At 55.5% G+C, this 16398-nt stretch carries 13 protein-coding genes; 6 read left to right on the top strand and 7 right to left on the bottom strand.

All coding sequences use genetic code 11. The features are described 5' to 3' along the window. The first annotated feature begins 160 nt into the window (after positions 1-160). Positions 161-1318 carry a Gfo/Idh/MocA family oxidoreductase gene (locus N5J69_RS10880; RefSeq protein ID WP_279770264.1) on the top strand — a complete coding sequence of 386 codons (1158 nt, stop codon included), beginning with the start codon at positions 161-163 and terminating at the stop codon, positions 1316-1318. 180 nt (positions 1319-1498) lie between these two features. Here N5J69_RS10880 and N5J69_RS10875 read toward each other — a convergent pair whose 3' ends face one another. Further along, positions 1499-2740: an MFS transporter gene (locus tag N5J69_RS10875; protein WP_279770262.1), complete on the bottom strand. Its 1242-nt coding sequence runs from the start codon at positions 2738-2740 to the stop codon at positions 1499-1501. 400 nt (positions 2741-3140) lie between these two features. Between N5J69_RS10875 and N5J69_RS10870 the strand changes: the two genes are divergently transcribed. Both N5J69_RS10870 and N5J69_RS10865 read left to right on the top strand, forming a co-directional pair. Next, positions 3141-3740 (top strand): hypothetical protein, encoded by a 600-nt coding sequence (locus N5J69_RS10870; RefSeq protein ID WP_279770260.1) that lies wholly within the window; start codon positions 3141-3143, stop codon positions 3738-3740. A 276-nt stretch (positions 3741-4016) separates the two neighbouring features. Beyond that, positions 4017-6407 carry a glucose/quinate/shikimate family membrane-bound PQQ-dependent dehydrogenase gene (locus N5J69_RS10865; protein ID WP_279770259.1) on the top strand — a complete coding sequence of 797 codons (2391 nt, stop codon included), beginning with the start codon at positions 4017-4019 and terminating at the stop codon, positions 6405-6407. A 52-nt stretch (positions 6408-6459) separates the two neighbouring features. Here the strand turns inward: N5J69_RS10865 and N5J69_RS10860 are convergent, their stop codons facing one another. The 3 genes from N5J69_RS10860 to N5J69_RS10850 form a co-directional block, all read right to left on the bottom strand. Beyond that, the gene (locus N5J69_RS10860; RefSeq protein ID WP_279770258.1) at positions 6460-7665 is read right to left on the bottom strand and encodes an MFS transporter; all 1206 of its coding nucleotides are present in this window, start codon (positions 7663-7665) and stop codon (positions 6460-6462) included. 110 nt (positions 7666-7775) lie between these two features. Beyond that, on the bottom strand, positions 7776-8672 hold the full coding sequence (locus N5J69_RS10855; RefSeq protein ID WP_279770255.1) for a LysR family transcriptional regulator: 897 nt from the start codon (positions 8670-8672) through the stop codon (positions 7776-7778). Positions 8673-8830: 158 nt separating this feature from the next. Continuing rightward, complete coding sequence (locus N5J69_RS10850) at positions 8831-9199, bottom strand: helix-turn-helix domain-containing protein (RefSeq protein WP_279770254.1); 369 nt, start codon at positions 9197-9199, stop codon at positions 8831-8833. Between the two features lie 238 nt (positions 9200-9437). Here N5J69_RS10850 and N5J69_RS10845 point away from each other — a divergent pair, with 238 nt between their 5' ends. The 3 genes from N5J69_RS10845 (at position 9438) to N5J69_RS10835 (ending at position 12593) form a co-directional block, all read left to right on the top strand. Beyond that, on the top strand, positions 9438-10097 hold the full coding sequence (locus N5J69_RS10845; protein ID WP_111141873.1) for a response regulator: 660 nt from the start codon (positions 9438-9440) through the stop codon (positions 10095-10097). Further along, positions 10094-11449, top strand: coding sequence for an ATP-binding protein (locus N5J69_RS10840; RefSeq protein WP_279770249.1), 1356 nt, complete (start codon positions 10094-10096; stop codon positions 11447-11449). The genes N5J69_RS10845 and N5J69_RS10840 overlap by 4 nt, the downstream gene beginning before the upstream one ends. A 277-nt stretch (positions 11450-11726) precedes the next feature. Next, positions 11727-12593: a nucleoside-specific channel-forming protein Tsx gene (locus N5J69_RS10835; RefSeq protein WP_279770248.1), complete on the top strand. Its 867-nt coding sequence runs from the start codon at positions 11727-11729 to the stop codon at positions 12591-12593. A gap of 123 nt (positions 12594-12716) precedes the next feature. Here N5J69_RS10835 and yjdN read toward each other — a convergent pair whose 3' ends face one another. The 3 genes from yjdN to N5J69_RS10820 all read right to left on the bottom strand — a co-directional run bounded on the left by yjdN (position 12717) and on the right by N5J69_RS10820 (position 16369). Then, complete coding sequence (gene yjdN / locus N5J69_RS10830; protein ID WP_279770246.1) at positions 12717-13154, bottom strand: VOC family metalloprotein YjdN; 438 nt, start codon at positions 13152-13154, stop codon at positions 12717-12719. 201 nt (positions 13155-13355) lie between these two features. After that, positions 13356-15131 carry a TolC family protein gene (locus N5J69_RS10825; protein WP_279770244.1) on the bottom strand — a complete coding sequence of 592 codons (1776 nt, stop codon included), beginning with the start codon at positions 15129-15131 and terminating at the stop codon, positions 13356-13358. A 5-nt stretch (positions 15132-15136) separates the two neighbouring features. Beyond that, positions 15137-16369 carry an HlyD family type I secretion periplasmic adaptor subunit gene (locus N5J69_RS10820; protein ID WP_279770658.1) on the bottom strand — a complete coding sequence of 411 codons (1233 nt, stop codon included), beginning with the start codon at positions 16367-16369 and terminating at the stop codon, positions 15137-15139. Positions 16370-16398: the final 29 nt, after the last annotated feature.

Below are 16398 nucleotides of genomic sequence, written 5' to 3'. Positions count from 1 at the left end.
TTTAATTTACATAAGGATAACAAAAACGCACCCGCAAAACGCATAGCGCCTTATTGACATTAGTTTTTCTGTCGTAATAAGTTGGTGGTCAGATTATCAACAGCCGCGCCCGATCACAGGCAGGCTATGCATTGTCCGATTTCAGGAGCAGGGGTTTAACATGAAAGTAGGCATTATCGGTCTCGGCTTTCGTCTGTCCCACGTGATCAAAGAGTTCAGCAACGCCGACGACACCTTCTCAGTGGTGGGCTATTACGATCCGGCCCCCGCCGGACTGCCTAATCTGCACAGCTTTGGTATCGCACCCGGCCAGGCCTTTGCCTCCATTGACGCGCTGCTGGAGCATGGCGGAATGGATGTGGTGCTGGTTGGCTCACCCAACTTTTTGCATCTGGAGCATGTGGGTCAGGCGCTGGCGGCGGGTTACACCGTGTTTACCGAAAAACCGGTGGTGATTAATGAAGAGCAGACCATGGAGATGGCGAAGCTGGTGCGACAGTATGGCGAGGCGCGCATTCTGGTCGGTCTGGTGCTGCGCTATTCCCCGCTCTATCACGATCTGCTGGCGGCGCGTGATGCCGGTCAGCTGGGTGAGATCACCTCAATTGAGGCGACAGAACACATCAAGCCTTACCACGGCGCATTCTTCCAGCGTGACTGGCGACGTCTGGAAAAATATGCCGGCCCCTACATTCTGGAGAAGTGCTGTCACGACATCGATCTCTATCAGGGTCTGTTGCAGCAGCGCCCGATCCGCGTTGCCAGCTTTGGTGGCCGAAAATCCTTTACCCCCGCGCATGCGCCACAGGGGGCTATCACCGCAGAGTCAGAGCTCTATCATGTGAAGCCAAGCGGCTGGTCGGGTACCGATGCGGTGTTCGACAGCGACGCTGATATCGTCGACTACCAGACAGCCCTGATTGAGTACGAAGGCGGCGCAACCCTCGCTTTCCATGCCAACCTGAACGTACCGGATGAGTTCCGCCGTTTCTGTGTAATGGGCACCGACGGCATGGCGGAAGGCGACTTCGTGCGTAACTACTTCCGCGTTCATAACGCACGTAGCGGCGAGAAAGAGGTCGATACCGCCTACGGCGGCAATGCTTATGACGGCCATTACGGCGCAGATGCACTGATGGCAGAAGAGATCGTAAAACATATTAAACAGGGAACACCGCTGAAAGTTTCTGTCGTGGACGCGCTGGAAGCGGGCCTCACCGCCATAAAAATCGATGAGGCGCGCAAAACCCGCAGCGTAGTGGATATGCGTGAAAGCTGGCTAACATTTGACGCCAACCTGGGAAAATCCGGGGCCTGATGGTTCCCGCCTGCGGGTCGGCCCCCCTCTGACCCCAGGATCGAAATGGCAGTATGACTGGTAGCTTCCTTGTACTGGCCTTCGGGCCAGTTACAACGCCGGTTCTGAGCTGGCTGATACACCCTGCGCCAGCGCCCCCACTTACCGCACAACTTTCTGCTGGCAAACCCAACGCCAGTGCTAAACCGGATCCCCTTCATTCTCCAGCTTCTGACGCCGCCGCAGATGCGGAAACAACTTCATCCATAACGCCACCACAATCAGCGTACCGATGCCGCCAATCGCTGCTGCGGGTGCCGCCCCCATCCAGGCCGCCAGCAATCCCGACTCAAACTCACCCAGCTGATTGGAGGTGTTAATAAATATCGCGTTAACCGCATTCACCCGCCCGCGCATGGTATCCGGTGTATCCAGCTGCACCAGCGCCCCCCGGATCACCATACTCACCATATCAAAACCGCCCAGCGCACAGAGCGCAACCAGCGACAGCCACAGCTGTGTGGACAGTGCGAATACCAGCGTCGCAACGCCAAAGCCCGCTACCGACCCAAACATAATCATCCCGACATGCCTGTCCAGCTTGTGACGGCTCAGCCAGATGCCCACCAGCAACGCCCCCACTGACGGCGCACCGCGCAGCATCCCCAATCCCCACGGCCCGGTGTGCAGAATATCTTTGGCGAAAATCGGCAGCAGCGCCGTCGCGCCACCCAGCAACACCGCAAACAGATCGAGCGAAATCACCCCAAGCACATCTTTGCGCTCACGGATAAAGTGAATGCCGGCAAACAGATTCTTCATGTTCATCGGCAAGCGGGTCTGCACCGGATGCGCATAACGCAGCAGACTCACCAGCGTCAGTGAAATCAGATAAAACAGTCCGGACACGCCATACACGACATGCGGCCCGGCCACATAAAGCAGCCCGCCAATCGTCGGCCCGACGATGACCGCTGCCTGCCCTCCTACCGAGTTCATCGCCATTGCGCGCGCCAGAATTGAGGGCGGCACCAGCGACGGCAACATTGAGGACATCGCAGGCCACTCCAGCGCCTTCGCCACCGCAATCATGAATACCAGGCCCCACAACGCGGTCTTATCAGCGTTATGGAATAAGGTAAGCACCACTAATGCCACCAGTGCAGCAAATTCCACCAGCTGACCCAACAGCACAATGCGCCGCCGGTCATACTGATCCGCAAGATGACCCGCCGGTAGCGCCAGCAACACTGATGGCAGAAACTGCATCAGGCCAATCATCCCTAACGCCATTGCACTGTTGGTCAGCGCATAGATCTGCCAGCTGATCGCCACTGAGAACATCTGAAATCCAAATGATGAACAGGTGCGCGCCAGCCAGAAAGCGACAAACGTCCGATGCCGCCACAGCGACTCTTCCGCTGCCGATGCCATAAATCCCATGTCTTATCCCAAATCAGGTGAGGAAACCCGCATCGTTGCGCGGTGTTATTGGTGTGGTAATTGACGAGGTTAAATTAACAGACCGGATGAGTCCTGAATGACTGCGGCACCCGCCCCGGCTCCCTGCACAACCCGACGTGACCTGTCCGGCACTGGCGCGTCCGACCACTCCTGACTATTACCAGCCTATTGGTCCCGACTATTGAATATATTCCAGCACATCATCAGACGCCAAAGGAATTATGATCTCTTTGCTAATGGGTTTATTTACTTTATCTTGCAACAAAAGGATGATTTGCATTAAGGAGATGATCTATATTTATTCACGCGTTTAAAAAAGCGCGACTTTTTATATGATGAATTATCAACAAATTCTTTTTTATTGCATTTCATAGAGATAATGAAAAACAGTTTATATAACCCCTATGTTACTGAACCTATCCATCACGTTAAGCATAATGTCTCTGGCATTTGCTATAGCGTGCCTTATCTTCAGCAAAATCAGGAAAGCAGCAATACACTTAATACAAACAACATTATTTCATTACACAATCAAATCGCTACTGAAGCAGCATTAATGATTATTCCAGTCGATGACAGACGATTACAGGGAATGATTGCGGTACCCGACGCTTATTCGCATTTACAGAATGCGCGAATCCGGATTGGGATTAATTATTCCAGTCTGGCTTCACATCGCGCGTCACTGCTTGAATTAACAAAGAAATTTGATTTCTGGCTTTATGATTTTGCGCCGCCGGGTGCAGACTGGCGACTGCTGGAATCCTTTCCTTTTTCGGGGATTGTTTTAAACGAAGCGTTCTTTAATGACAATTATGCAAAATTTACCTTTCCCTTTTTTATGGCGACATTTCGTGAAAAAGGGGCAGAGGTCATCGTGCGAAGTCATACGCCGCTTTTAACCGCTGAGCAGTTTACTGAGATAAATATCAGCGGCTGGCAACAGCAACGCTCGGAGGGCGAACTTATTAGCTGCTGATTCACAAATCCTGCCTTCCGGCGTTAAGGGCACACGGCGGTGCGCTTAACGTCCTTTAATCCCTCATAAAATGTCGTATTACTGCATTTGTTAAGCGCTTTGAGCTAAAAAAATCAAACCTTGATCTAATTTTGCTATAACATTTAACACAAAGGGATCGTCTGTCTTAGCGGAAGAGATACTCAAGAACACCCTTAATCATTTGTACTTGATAACTGGAAGCAGCCTATCTGGTTGTTTTCGTGTGTTTTATGGTAACGAAACGAGGTCGATATTATGGGGAAAAACTCCTCATCTTTTGGCGTAATTCGTTTCCTGACGGTACTGTTCGCAGTGCTGACGGGCGCGTTTATGCTGATTGGCGGTGGCTGGTTAGCCGCCATTGGTGGTTCCTGGTATTACGTTGTTGGTGGTGTGGTGATGCTTATCACCGCTTACCTGCTTTACCGTCGTAAAAGCACCGCGCTGGTTCTCTATGCGCTTCTGCTGATCGGCACCCTCATCTGGGGTGTATGGGAAGTGGGTACTGACTTCTGGGCACTGGCACCGCGCACCGATGTGCTGGTGATCTTCGGTGTCTGGCTGATCCTGCCATTTGTTTATCGCAGTGTCAGCGTGGGCAGTAAAGCTGCGCTGGGTTCGATGGCGGTGGCGCTGGTTGCCAGTGCTATCGTGCTGGCCTATGCGGTGTTCAACGACCCGCAGGTGATAAACGGTTCAGTGCCAGAAGCCGCTGACAACGCCCCTAAGGCTGCGCCGCTGAGCAACATTCCGGATGCTGACTGGCCCGCTTATGCGCGCGATCAGCAGGGAACCCGTTTCTCGCCGCTGAAGCAGATTAATCACCAGAACGTGAAAGAGTTGCAGGTTGCCTGGCAGTTCCAGACTGGCGACATGAAAGGGCCTAACGATCCGGGTGAAATCACTGACGAAGTCACGCCGATTAAAATCCGCGACACGCTTTACCTCTGTTCGCCACACCAGATTCTGTTTGCACTGGATGCGGCCACCGGTAAGCAGAAGTGGAAGTTTGATCCGGGCATGAAGGTCAACCCGACCTTCCAGCACGTAACCTGTCGCGGTGTTTCTTATCATGAAGTACCGGCAGCAGCCGATGCAGCGAATACTCAGCCTGCTCTCTGTTCACGTCGTATCTATCTGCCTGTTAACGATGGTCGTCTGTTTGCGCTGGACGCAGAGACCGGCGAGCGCTGCCCGTCATTTGGCGTTAACGGCGAACTGGATCTGCAACACAAACAGCCTGTCACCACTGCGGGTATGTATGAGCCGACGTCTCCGCCGGTCATTACTAACACCACCATTGTGATGGCGGGTGCAGTAACCGATAACTTCTCTACCCGCGAGCCGTCAGGCGTAATTCGTGGTTTTGATGTGAATACCGGTAAACTGCTGTGGGTATTTGATCCAGGCGCGAAAGATCCGAATGCCATTCCGGCTGATGAACACACCTTCACCATGAACTCTCCGAACTCATGGGCACCGGCCGTTTACGATCCGAAGCTGGATACCGTTTACCTGCCAATGGGCGTGACCACACCGGATATCTGGGGCGGTAACCGCACACCAGAGCAGGAGCGTTATGCGAGCAGCGTGCTGGCTCTGAATGCCACCACCGGTAAGCTGGTCTGGTCTTATCAGACTGTGCATCACGACCTGTGGGATATGGATCTGCCGTCTCAGCCAACGCTGGCTGACATCACCGACAAAGATGGCAACACCGTACCGGTGGTTTACGCACCCGCGAAAACCGGCAATATCTTTGTCCTGGATCGCCGCACCGGCAAGCCAGTGGTGCCTGCGCCAGAAACGCCAGTGCCACAGGGTGCTGCCAAAGGCGATCACGTTGCCGCCACTCAGCCCTACTCTGAGCTGACCTTCCGTCCGAAGCAGAACCTGACGGACAAGGATATGTGGGGCGCAACGATGTTTGACCAGCTGGTGTGCCGCGTGATCTTCAAACGCCTGCGCTATGAAGGTCCGTTCACCCCGCCATCTGAGCAGGGTACGCTGGTGTTCCCGGGTAACCTTGGCATGTTCGAATGGGGCGGCATCGCAGTCGATCCACATCGTCAGATCGCCATCGCTAACCCAATGGCGCTGCCGTTTGTCTCGAAGCTGGTTCCACGTGGCCCGGGCAACCCGATTGAGCCGCCGAAAGGCGCTGAAGGGGGTTCAGGCACCGAAACCGGTATTCAGCCACAGTATGGCGTGCCGTATGGCGTCGAGCTGAATCCGTTCCTGTCACCGTTTGGTCTGCCATGTAAACAGCCTGCCTGGGGTTACATCTCTGCGGTGGATCTGAAGACCAACGACGTGGTGTGGAAACAGCGTATTGGTACCGTTCGCGATAGCGCACCGGTTCCGCTGCCGTTCAAAATGGGTATGCCGATGCTGGGTGGTCCTATCACCACCGCAGGTAAGGTGTTCTTCATTGGTGCAACCGCAGATAACTACCTGCGTGCGTTCAGCACCGACACCGGCGAGCTGTTATGGCAGGCACGTCTGCCAGCTGGCGGCCAGGCGACCCCGATGACGTATGAAGTGAATGGCAAGCAGTATGTTGTCATTGCGGCAGGCGGTCACGGCTCGTTTGGGACTAAGCTGGGCGATTATGTGATTGCTTACGCCCTGCCAGACCAGAAGTAATTCACGTATCTGTGAATAGCCTGAGGCGGACTCCGGTCCGCCTTTTTTTATGCTATTTTTTCATCACGCGCCCGTTGAGCCACGCACAAAACAGCATCACCCCGCAGGTGACCAGAAACACTGGCCGCATTCCGAATGCGCCGCCCACCAGCCCGCCGAATAACGGGCCGCTGACCTGGCCGATATACTGCGCCGACGTTGAGTACCCCAGCATCCGCCCGACCTGTGACCCCGGCACGTTATGACGGATTATCGCCGTGATGCAGGGCATCAATCCGCCCAGCGCTATCCCCATCAGAAAACGCAGCAGCACCAGTTGCCAGGCCGCCGTAATAAACGCCTGCGGAATCAGCAGCAGCCCGCTGACCAGCAATCCACCGGTCAGCACCCGTCCGTGCCCCACCCGATCGGCCAGACGGCCCAGCCGGGGTGCCGCCAGGACAGTGCCGAGCGCCGCTGCGGACATGACCAGTCCGGCCATCAGGATGATCTGATGGTCCCCCTTCACAAACTCACCCACGTAAAGCGTGATAATCGGCTCGATCGACATGCTGGCGAAGATCAGCAACATGCTGGAGAGCCACATCAGCCGCACCAGACTGTGATTGACCGGCGGGTCGTCAGTCAGGTGTTGCTGGCTGGCACGCGACATCACGGCCGCACGCGGCTGTTCTTTGAGTAAAAAGGTGGTTGCGAGGAAGGCGAGGAAAATCACTGCGCCGGTCAGCCAGAAAGTCTGACGAATCCCGATGAGCGGAGGTAACACGCCGCCCAGCAGTGGCCCCACCACGTTGCCTGCCATAATGCCGGAGGACAATACGCCCAGCGCCCAGCCGGTCTGTGCTTTTGGCGTTTGCGCCGCCACCAGAATGGTCGATCCCGATGCGTAGCCGCCCAGTAATCCCGCCAGCAGCCGCAGCGCCACCAGCTGCCACGGCGCGGTCGCCATGCCAATCAGCGACATCGCAACCGCCATCCCAAGACTGGCACGTATCAGCATCAGTTTACGGCCATAACGATCAGCCAGCCTGCCCCACAGGGGTGCCGTCAGCGCAGCGCTGAAGAAGGTCGCGCCATAGGCCAGGCCAGACCAGCGGGCGATGGCGGCAGGCTGCTCAACACCCAGCTGCTGGACATAGAGCGGCAGAAACGGCAGCAGCAGCGTCATGGCTACAATAGTGGTAAAAGAGCCCGCGACGCAGACCGCTAAGTTACGTCTCCAGTGCGGAAACGCTGTCGGTTCGGGTGACTGTTGCATGGTGATATCCGTTGAATGATCAGGGATACAGGCTAACCGGCGTAGCAGATTAACAACAGTCATCGCAGAATAGTTACTCTGTGGCGCTGATTGTTGTCAGAAGGCAACAATCAGTCTGGATTCAGCGCCGCAACCAGGGCATCGCACAGTAGCGTCACGGGCGATGCCGGTTCAGGGGTCTCGTGCAGCAGCAGATAGCTTTGCAGGCGATCCATCTGCCACTCCGGCAGCAACTGCTGGATATCGCCACGCGCCACCGCCTCCTGCGCCATGTAGGAGGGCAGATAGGCAATGCCGCTGCCCGCCAGTGCGGCATTGAGCAGCGCCATGCTGTTGTTGGCGCGAAAGCGACTGCGCACGTCCAGTGCCAGCCGCTGCTTATCACGGCGGAAAGGCAGTGCGGCGGTGTGCGCCGGGCCATGAAACAGCAGCAGGTCGTGGCGCGGCAGCATCTCAGGATGCGTGATGGCGGGTCGCTGCGCCAGGTAAGCGGATGCGGCATAGAGTCCCCACGTGATATCGCTCAGGACCCGGAAATTGCCCTGCTGCGGCGATCGGGATCGGATCACAATCGCCAGATCAACCTGATCGTACAGCCGATCGTGATTGCGATCGGTCAGATCAAGATCGACGTTGATATGCAGATGACGGCGCAGAAAACGATTGAGAACGGGCACCACGCACTGGCAGCCGAAGGTGACGGGGGCCTGCAGCCTGACATGGCCAGCGGGCTGCTGATTCACTTGCTGCACAAACGCCTCGGCGCGCTGCACTTCAGCCAGCATTCGCACACAGAAGGGGTAGTAAGCCTGACCCAGCTCGGTCAGTGCCAGTCGCCGGGTGGTGCGCTGCAGCAGCCGGATACCGAGCCGCAGTTCCAGACGGGCAATTTCCCGGCTGACATGAGATTTGGACAAGCCAAGTGCGCGTGCTGCTTCACTGAAACTCTGTAACTCAACCACCCGTGCAAATATCAGCATGGCGGTTAAGTTCGCGCCGTTTTCCATGTTTCCCGACTCCAGCAGTAAAGGGATGCAGGCAACAAACTAACACGTTCGGGCGGGGTCACTGTGGCTGACGGGCAAAAAAAGCGAGGCGACGTACGGCGTAAAGCATGGGCCGACCTTCCCGTCTGTGTGCTGTGACGGGAGGGTCTGATCAGGCATCAGCTCGCCATCGCCAGCGGGAACAGCAGCCGATCCGGCTCAACGCGACGCTGACGGCGCAACTGGCCTGGCGTCATCATAAAATAGTTTTTAAAGGTGCGGGTGTAGGCTTGCTGGGTATCGAAGCCGTAGTTCATCGCCACCTGCAGTATCGCTTCGTTGCCGCTCAGCAGACTGAGGGCAGACTCGGTTAAGCGACGCTGACGGATATATTCTGCCAGTGAAAAGCCGGTGTGCTGGCGGAACAGGCGTTGCAGGTGCCAGCGCGAATAGCCCGAGCGGCGTGCCACCTCATCCAGATGCAGATCGTGTCCTAAGTTATTCTCAATCCAGTCCAGCAAACTCCGAATAAACTCGCGCTGATTCATGGTTCCTCCTGTTGATGCTGATGTGCAGTGGAGCCACTCTACCCGCTAAAATTTATCCCTTAATTAGCAGAAAATTAGCGCAGAATTAGCAAGAGCTGAAACGGCAGCGTACTGACTGATGTCAGTGACCGGGGTGGGCAAAGGCAGCCCCCCGCTTTAGTACGAAGTATGACGGCGGATAATTCTGGCCTAACAATTGATAAGTAAACTCCCCCCATCTTTGCAGAGGAGATCAGCCATGCGGGTGTTACTGGTTGAAGATGATGAAATGATCGGCGCGAACCTGCAGCAGGCACTGGAGGGTGCGGGCTGGTCGGTGGATTGGGTGCGCGATGGCGTCTATGCCCAGAACGCCTGGAGCGAAGGCGGCTACAGCTGCGTGCTGCTCGACCTTGGCTTACCCCGCGATGATGGTTTGCAGGTACTGCGACGGGCGCGCGGGCGCGGTGACGCCACGCCGGTGCTGATTCTTACCGCGCGCGATACGGTGGCGCAGCGGATTCAGGGGCTCGACAGCGGTGCGGACGACTACCTGCTTAAACCGTTCGATCTCCAGGAAGTGATGGCCCGGATGCGCGCCATTACCCGACGCAGCCACGGCGCGGCAGACTCCGTGCTGGGCAGCGGCGATGTCCAGCTGGATATGATGACCCGCGAAGTGCTCTACAAAGGCCAGCGCGAGCAGCTGACGGCGCGCGAGTATGCCCTGCTCTACGCCCTGCTGGAGCGCCCGGGCGCGATTCTGTCGCGTGAACAGCTGGAAAACCGTATCTACGGCTGGGGCGATGAAGTCAGCAGCAACGCGGTGGATGTCCTGATCCACGGCATGCGTCGCAAGCTCGATAACGACGTCATCCGCAACGTGCGGGGTCTGGGCTGGCGGGTTCCGGCAATATGAGACCTTTCCGCTTTATGCGCTCACTGCGCAATAAATTACTCTCTACACTGCTGATTATTCACCTGCTGATGATCGGCGGTGTCACCTGGTATTTCTTCAGCTGCTACGGCGATATGGTCGGCACCATGAAGGACGATCAGCTGGCAAAAATCGCTGATGCCTGGTCCACCAATAAGCAGATGCCAGCCCTGATGCCGATGCTTATCGCGCCTGACAAAGCGAAAAGCGCGTTTGTGGTTCAGCTCTGGGACGATCACGGCCAGCTGCGGGCCAGTTCATGGCCGGAGTTGCAGGCCCCACTGCAAAACCAGCGCGGTTATCATGATGTGCATGTGGGTCAGTGTGAGGACTGTGAATGGCGTATTTTTACCCGGCCCGGCATGCCCGGCAGCGAGATCAAAACCATTCAGGTGATGCACAACCTCAGCTACATGAAGGCCTCGATGGTCAAACGGGCGCTGGCGGCGATCATTCCGATGATCCTGATGATGCCGCTGTCGCTGCTGGTGATCTGGCTGGTGGTACGAAAGATCACCCGGGATCTGCAGGTCGCTTCCCGTCAGATTGCCGCGCAGGAGACGCACCATCCGCACAACGTCTCACCAGAAGGTTTGCCGGATGAGATCCTGCCACTGGTGGCTGCCTATAACTCGCTACTGAGTAAGCTGCGAGAAGCCTGGTCGTCACAGCGTCAGTTTCTGGAAGATGCCGCGCATGAACTGCGCACACCGGTGACGGCGGTAACGTTACAGCTGGAAAACCTGCGTCAGCATATCCAGCCGGGTGAAGCGACCCGGCAGTTCAGCCAGCTGGAGGCGGGCGTCACACGTACCCGTCACCTGGTCACGCAGCTGCTGAACGTGTCACGCCAGGATGACCAGAGCGTGGTCTCCAGCACAGAGCATATTGAACTCGAAGATCTGCTGAAAGAGAGCATTGAGCAGTTAATGGTGGTGGCGGATAAACGCGGTATTGATATCGGCTTTAACGGCTCCACGCAGTACCGTCTGCAGGCCAGCCGTTCCGAGTTACGCAGTCTGTTCGACAACCTGATTGGTAATGCGATGTTGCACACGCCGGAAGGCAGCCTTGTCGATGTGCTGCTGCATCGGGTCGCGGGAAAAACGGTGGTCGATATTGTCGATAACGGGCCGGGCATGCCGGAATCCTTTATCGAACGCGCGTTCGATCGTTTTACCCGTTCGCCTGACGTGAAAGCTCAGGGCAGCGGGCTGGGGTTATCGATTGTGCGCAACGTCGCGCAGAAACACCAGATTCATGTCGCCCTTTCCAACTGCCTGACGCCGCAGGGCGCAATTTGTGGTTTACAGGTTCGCGTCACCCTTCCCTGATCCCGCCCGTTTGATCACGAACCAGACAACGTAAACGGTTGCCTGGTTCCGTTCGGTCCACGCCGTTATTGTGAAGTGCATCACATTTTAGCTGAATTGTAATGCAACACTTTTTGACAAACGTGAGCAAAATCTATTTTCTATCGATCTGTTACAGGCACGCTACGCGGGCTGAAGAACTGGTTGTTTTTTGCTGAATACCTCACTCCCCTCCAGGGACCGACTTCTCTCTGACTGCGTCTGCTGTGCGGCGGTCAAAAGCATGTGGCTGATGATAATGAAATTTAAAACGTTGATAGCAGGTGCCGTGCTGGCATGTTCATTGAATGGTGCTGCCCAGGCCGCTGAAAGCGATCCGCAGTATGTCTCAGACTGGTGGCATCAGAGTGTTAACGTGGTAGGCAGCTACCACACGCGTTTCGGACCGCAGTTTAACAACGACGTTTATCTGGAATATGAAGCGTTTGCGAAAAAAGAGTGGTTCGATTTCTACGGCTATCTGGACGTGCCTAACTTCTTCGGCGTCGGTAACAGCAATGCCAACGGCGTGTTCGACCACGGTTCACCGATGTTTATGGAAATTGAACCGCGCTTCTCTATCGATAAACTGACCGGCACCAGCCTGGCCTTTGGACCGTTCAAAGAGTGGTATTTCGCCAACAACTACATCTACGACATGGGCCGCAACAGCGATAACCGCCAGAACACATGGTATATGGGTCTGGGCACGGATATCGATACGCACAGCGATGTCGGCCTGTCGCTGAACGTTTACGCCAAATATCAGTGGGAAAACTACGGTGCGGCGAACGAAAACAGCTGGGATGGCTATCGCTTCAAGGTGAAATACTTCGTGCCTATCACCACACTGTGGGGAGGTAATCTGGGCTATGTGGGCTTCACCAACTTCGACTGGGGTTCCGATCTCAACGAAAAAGGCGGCGCATCCCGCACCAGCAATTCCATCGCCTCCAGCCACATTCTGTCACTGGGCTACGATCACTGGCACATCTCTGCGGTGGCGCGTTACTTCCACAACGGCGGACAGTGGGCAGATGGTCAGGAGCTGAACTTCGGCAACGGTCCGTTTGAAGTGAAATCGACCGGCTGGGGTTACTACCTGGTGGCGGGTTACAACTTCTGATAATGATAACGGGCGGCTCGAAAACCGCCCGTTTCGCAGCAGCGCTGGCACCGGGCTTAGCGCCTTCAGCGCCCGTTTTTTCGGATGCAGGCTAATCGAATTAGCACTGCATCTCTCCTGCGGTTACGCCTGTGGTTTCTCAACATTGATGCGCCACGGAATACCGAACTTATCAATAAACATCGCGAATCCGTTCGACCAGAACGTCTCCTGCCACGGTGTCGTCACCTTACCGCCTGCCGACAGTTTCTCAAACCAGGCTTTACCCTTATCGACGTCGGTAGTTGAAAGGCTGACCGCGTAACCGGCGTGTTCAGACGCTGGCGGCTGATCGGTGTTTCCGTCACTCAGCATCAGTTCACCCTCACCGATACGCAGTTGAGCGTGCATGATCTTCTCTGGCGGCAACGGCGGCGCAGACTTATCGCCAACCTGTTCACCCTGATCCGGCATGTCACCGAATTTCATTTTAGAGAGCAACTCTCCCCCGGTCGCCTGCAGGTAAAAGTCGATAGCCTCTTCGCAACGGCCATAGAGAAACAGATAAGGACTGACTTGCATCTTCACCTCTATTTGTCGTTTGTATTAATGACGGTTCTCTAAAAGCGTAGACCATGAAGATTTAACGCGTTGAGGGACTGCGGATAAAAAAGTCCCCTGGCAGTATGCAACGGACAGGGTTAGCAATGATTCCGGACTGAATGTTCCCGGACAGAACATCCAAAAAAAGGGGGCAAATTCACATCCGGCAATCTTATTCATTTAGTCAGAATGGTGTTGGGCCAGTGAATCATTATTCAGTGACTTGTCAGCCAGCCAGTTCATTAATATTGACGCGTTGTACATGATGCTTACATTGCTGACATAGCCGTCAAAGCGATTATTAATGGCCGATATCTGGTTGTTGAAGTGGTCCGTTTCTGCGGTCAGCACATCCAGCAGAGTTCGCGTTCCCAGGTGATACCACTGATCGTAAAACATGCGGCGTACCTTATCGCTTTCAGCACTCAGTCGATCGTAATCTTCTGCGCGCTGCAATGATGAGGTGCGCGTTTCAATCATATTTCTCACCTGATATTCCAGCTCAAGTTTTGTCGTATGCTCTCTTTCGCGCAGAGATCGCGCCTGTGCCAGTGCTGCCTGATGTGCCGCACGTTCTGAACCGCCGCTAAACAGACTCCACTCGACGTTAAGGCCGGTGTACCAGGCTTCCTGTTCACCGATTGCGTTTTTCGCCGTGCTTTTGGAAACGACCCAGTCGATCTGCGGCATGCCCGCTGCTTTTATTGATTCAGCTCTGGCATCGGCTGCCCGGGCCTGCGCTTCACCGCGCAAAAGCGTTGGATGATTATTTAATGCCTCTAACGCAACCGGAGCGGGAATCAGACCATCGTTCCAGCGCAGACCCGGCGGTATCACCGGCTCAACGCCTAACAGGCGCACCAGTTTGATCTTCGTCGCATCATACTGATGACGGAGTTGCTCTTTGCTCGCTTCGGCAGAATAGAGACGCGCACGCGCCTGCGTGAGTTCGCTGGCTCTGCCCCGATCCGCCTTTGCGATCTGAGACAGCATTTTTACCAGTTCCTGCATACGTGCCGCATATTGCGAGGCAATCGCCAGACTGGCCTGATAACGGCTGAGGTTGAGTAATTCGGTTGCCGTGCCTGACGCAATCTGCTCATGTTCTTCTTTGATTGCCAGCTCGGAAGCACTGATATTTTCCCGGGCGCTGTGCAGGTCTGCGCTGATTTTTCCCCAGTCAAATAACGTCGTTGAGACTGACACGGTTGCGCTGGTGTCTCCCGGTGAAGAGTTATTGGTGGAGTTGCCCTCGCCAAATGATCGGAAAGGCGTGTTCATGCCGACTTTTAACTGTGGATAGCGCTGGCCTTTAACCTCTTCGGCACTCCAGGTGGACTGCTCAAGATTAGCAATTGCGCCCCGAACTTCCGGACTGTGATTAAGCGCGATGAGCACCATGTCACGGAAATAGGCACGCGTTGTGCCGCCAGCAGCCACGACGGCATGCCGATCGCCCGGTCGCTGGAGAGTGCGAGCCGATCCCACGGCCTCCCGCAACGGAGGTTCTGGCCTGTCTGGCTTATAGGCAAACTGATCCATCAGGGTCTTAAGCTCGGGCTTATCTGACGGCTGAGTTTGAGGCTGTGGTGCATGAGCCGGTAACGGCGCTTCGGGTGGCTTCGGCGCAGGTGCCGTTATTTTCGCGGGCGGCGCCTGAGGCGGCTCTGTGACAGAGGTGGACGGGGTGCTGACTGAGTGCGACTCCGGTTCCGGTTTCTGTTCAGCAGACGCGGCCTGAGGTTGCGGTATCTCCGCGTCTGCAGGCGATCGGGGGGTGTCCGGCAAAGCGTCAGGGGCCGCGGCCTGATGGGTCACCGGAGCAGGCGTGTCTGATGCAGACGATAACGACTCCAGTACCAGCAGTTCATCCTCCTCCTGCCCCCAGGCAGCTGAAACTCCTGTCATGGCCGCGAGTGCAATATGCAACAGAATAGCCAGGCGATTTTTCTTCATCACGATTAGCGCTCCCTAAAAGCTTCACGAGCTTTTAAAACAGGTTTAAGCAAATAGGAGAGAATCGATTTTTCGCCGGTCCGTATTTCAGTCGTCGCCACCATGCCAGGAATAATCGGGAAGGTTTTATTTCCCACGCGAAGTTCCGCCTCGTCAGTGCGTATGTAAACCCGGTAAAAGTAGGGATCACCACGTCCGGAACGTGCTCTCTCTTCATCGAAAATGGTGTCGGGACTGATGTGCTCAACCTGGCCATGCAGGCCGCCGTAAATGGCATAGTCGTAAGCGGTGATTTTTACTGTCGCAGGCTGACCCGGATGTAAAAAGGCGACGTCAGACGGTTTAATTTTTGCCTCAACCAGCAGGCGATCTTCCAGCGGGATAAGGGTCATAATTTCTGCCCCTTGCTGTATAACGCCACCTTGCGTCGTCACTTTGATGTTGTTTACCGTTCCCCGGACGGGCGCGACAATCGTGGTGCGCGCCATGACATCCTGACGTCCTGCAAGTATCTGCTCTGCCTGCGCCAGCTCGCTTTCCATTTTGGTCAGCTCGTTGTTAGCATCGGCACGGAACCGGTTCGTGCGTTCAACAATTTGCATATTGAACTCATTGGCCTGACGACGCAGCCGCAGAATTTCTACATCAGAAACCAGCCCTTTACGCGCCAGTGGCTCCGATAAACTCACCTCGCGTTGCGCCAGGTTCAGGCTGTGCTGAAGCGATGCGACCGTTTCATCAAGCGAGGTTTTGCGCGAATGGTATGCCTGCGTTTCATCACGCACGATGCTTTCTTCAATATCGTTGGGGAAAATCAAGGGCGTGTCATAAGCTTCAGCACGAAGACGTGCAATTGTCCCTTTCAGACCTTGCACTTTTGAGAGCGCTTCACGATAACTGGCAGCCGAACGCGTAGGGTCAATTTTCAGCAGCGGCTGCCCCTTCTCTACCACCTCTCCCTCACGCACATCCAGCTCATCGAGAATACCGCCTTCCAGGCTCTGTATAATCTGCTCACGACTCGCCGGGATCACTTTTCCTTCGCCCATGGTGATCTCTTCCACGATGGCGAAATGCGCCCAGGTTACGGCTACGATAATCACTGCAGCAATCAACCCCAAAATGAGGGTGCTGAGCGGGTTCTTCTGGATTAACAGCGCACCATGAAGGTCGCGCATGAACATCTCATCACCCGCTTTAACCGGCCCTTTTGCCTGAATCTCAGCAGGCTTTGCCATCACATCCGCAGTAGCCTGCGGCGTGCTGG

It is taken from the genome of Pantoea sp. GD03673 (assembly GCF_029844725.1).
Lineage (GTDB): Bacteria > Pseudomonadota > Gammaproteobacteria > Enterobacterales > Enterobacteriaceae > Pantoea.
Note: the sequence above shows the minus strand (reverse complement) of the source record. Positions and strands in the feature narration are given on the sequence as shown.

Bases quoted from the DNA above. Each gene is read 5' to 3' on its own strand.
- N5J69_RS10820 (WP_279770658.1), bottom strand. From the start codon at position 16,369: ATGGCAAAGCCTGCTGAGATTCAGGCAAAAGGGCCGGTTAAAGCGGGT.
- N5J69_RS10860 (WP_279770258.1), bottom strand. From the start codon at position 7,665: ATGCAACAGTCACCCGAACCGACAGCGTTTCCGCACTGGAGACGTAAC.
- N5J69_RS10845 (WP_111141873.1), top strand. From the start codon at position 9,438: ATGCGGGTGTTACTGGTTGAAGATGATGAAATGATCGGCGCGAACCTG.
- N5J69_RS10855 (WP_279770255.1), bottom strand. From the start codon at position 8,672: ATGGAAAACGGCGCGAACTTAACCGCCATGCTGATATTTGCACGGGTG.
- N5J69_RS10880 (WP_279770264.1), top strand. From the start codon at position 161: ATGAAAGTAGGCATTATCGGTCTCGGCTTTCGTCTGTCCCACGTGATC.
- N5J69_RS10825 (WP_279770244.1), bottom strand. From the start codon at position 15,131: ATGAAGAAAAATCGCCTGGCTATTCTGTTGCATATTGCACTCGCGGCC.
- yjdN (WP_279770246.1), bottom strand. From the start codon at position 13,154: ATGCAAGTCAGTCCTTATCTGTTTCTCTATGGCCGTTGCGAAGAGGCT.
- N5J69_RS10840 (WP_279770249.1), top strand. From the start codon at position 10,094: ATGAGACCTTTCCGCTTTATGCGCTCACTGCGCAATAAATTACTCTCT.
- N5J69_RS10875 (WP_279770262.1), bottom strand. From the start codon at position 2,740: ATGGGATTTATGGCATCGGCAGCGGAAGAGTCGCTGTGGCGGCATCGG.
- N5J69_RS10850 (WP_279770254.1), bottom strand. From the start codon at position 9,199: ATGAATCAGCGCGAGTTTATTCGGAGTTTGCTGGACTGGATTGAGAAT.
- N5J69_RS10835 (WP_279770248.1), top strand. From the start codon at position 11,727: ATGAAATTTAAAACGTTGATAGCAGGTGCCGTGCTGGCATGTTCATTG.
- N5J69_RS10865 (WP_279770259.1), top strand. From the start codon at position 4,017: ATGGGGAAAAACTCCTCATCTTTTGGCGTAATTCGTTTCCTGACGGTA.
- N5J69_RS10870 (WP_279770260.1), top strand. From the start codon at position 3,141: ATGAAAAACAGTTTATATAACCCCTATGTTACTGAACCTATCCATCAC.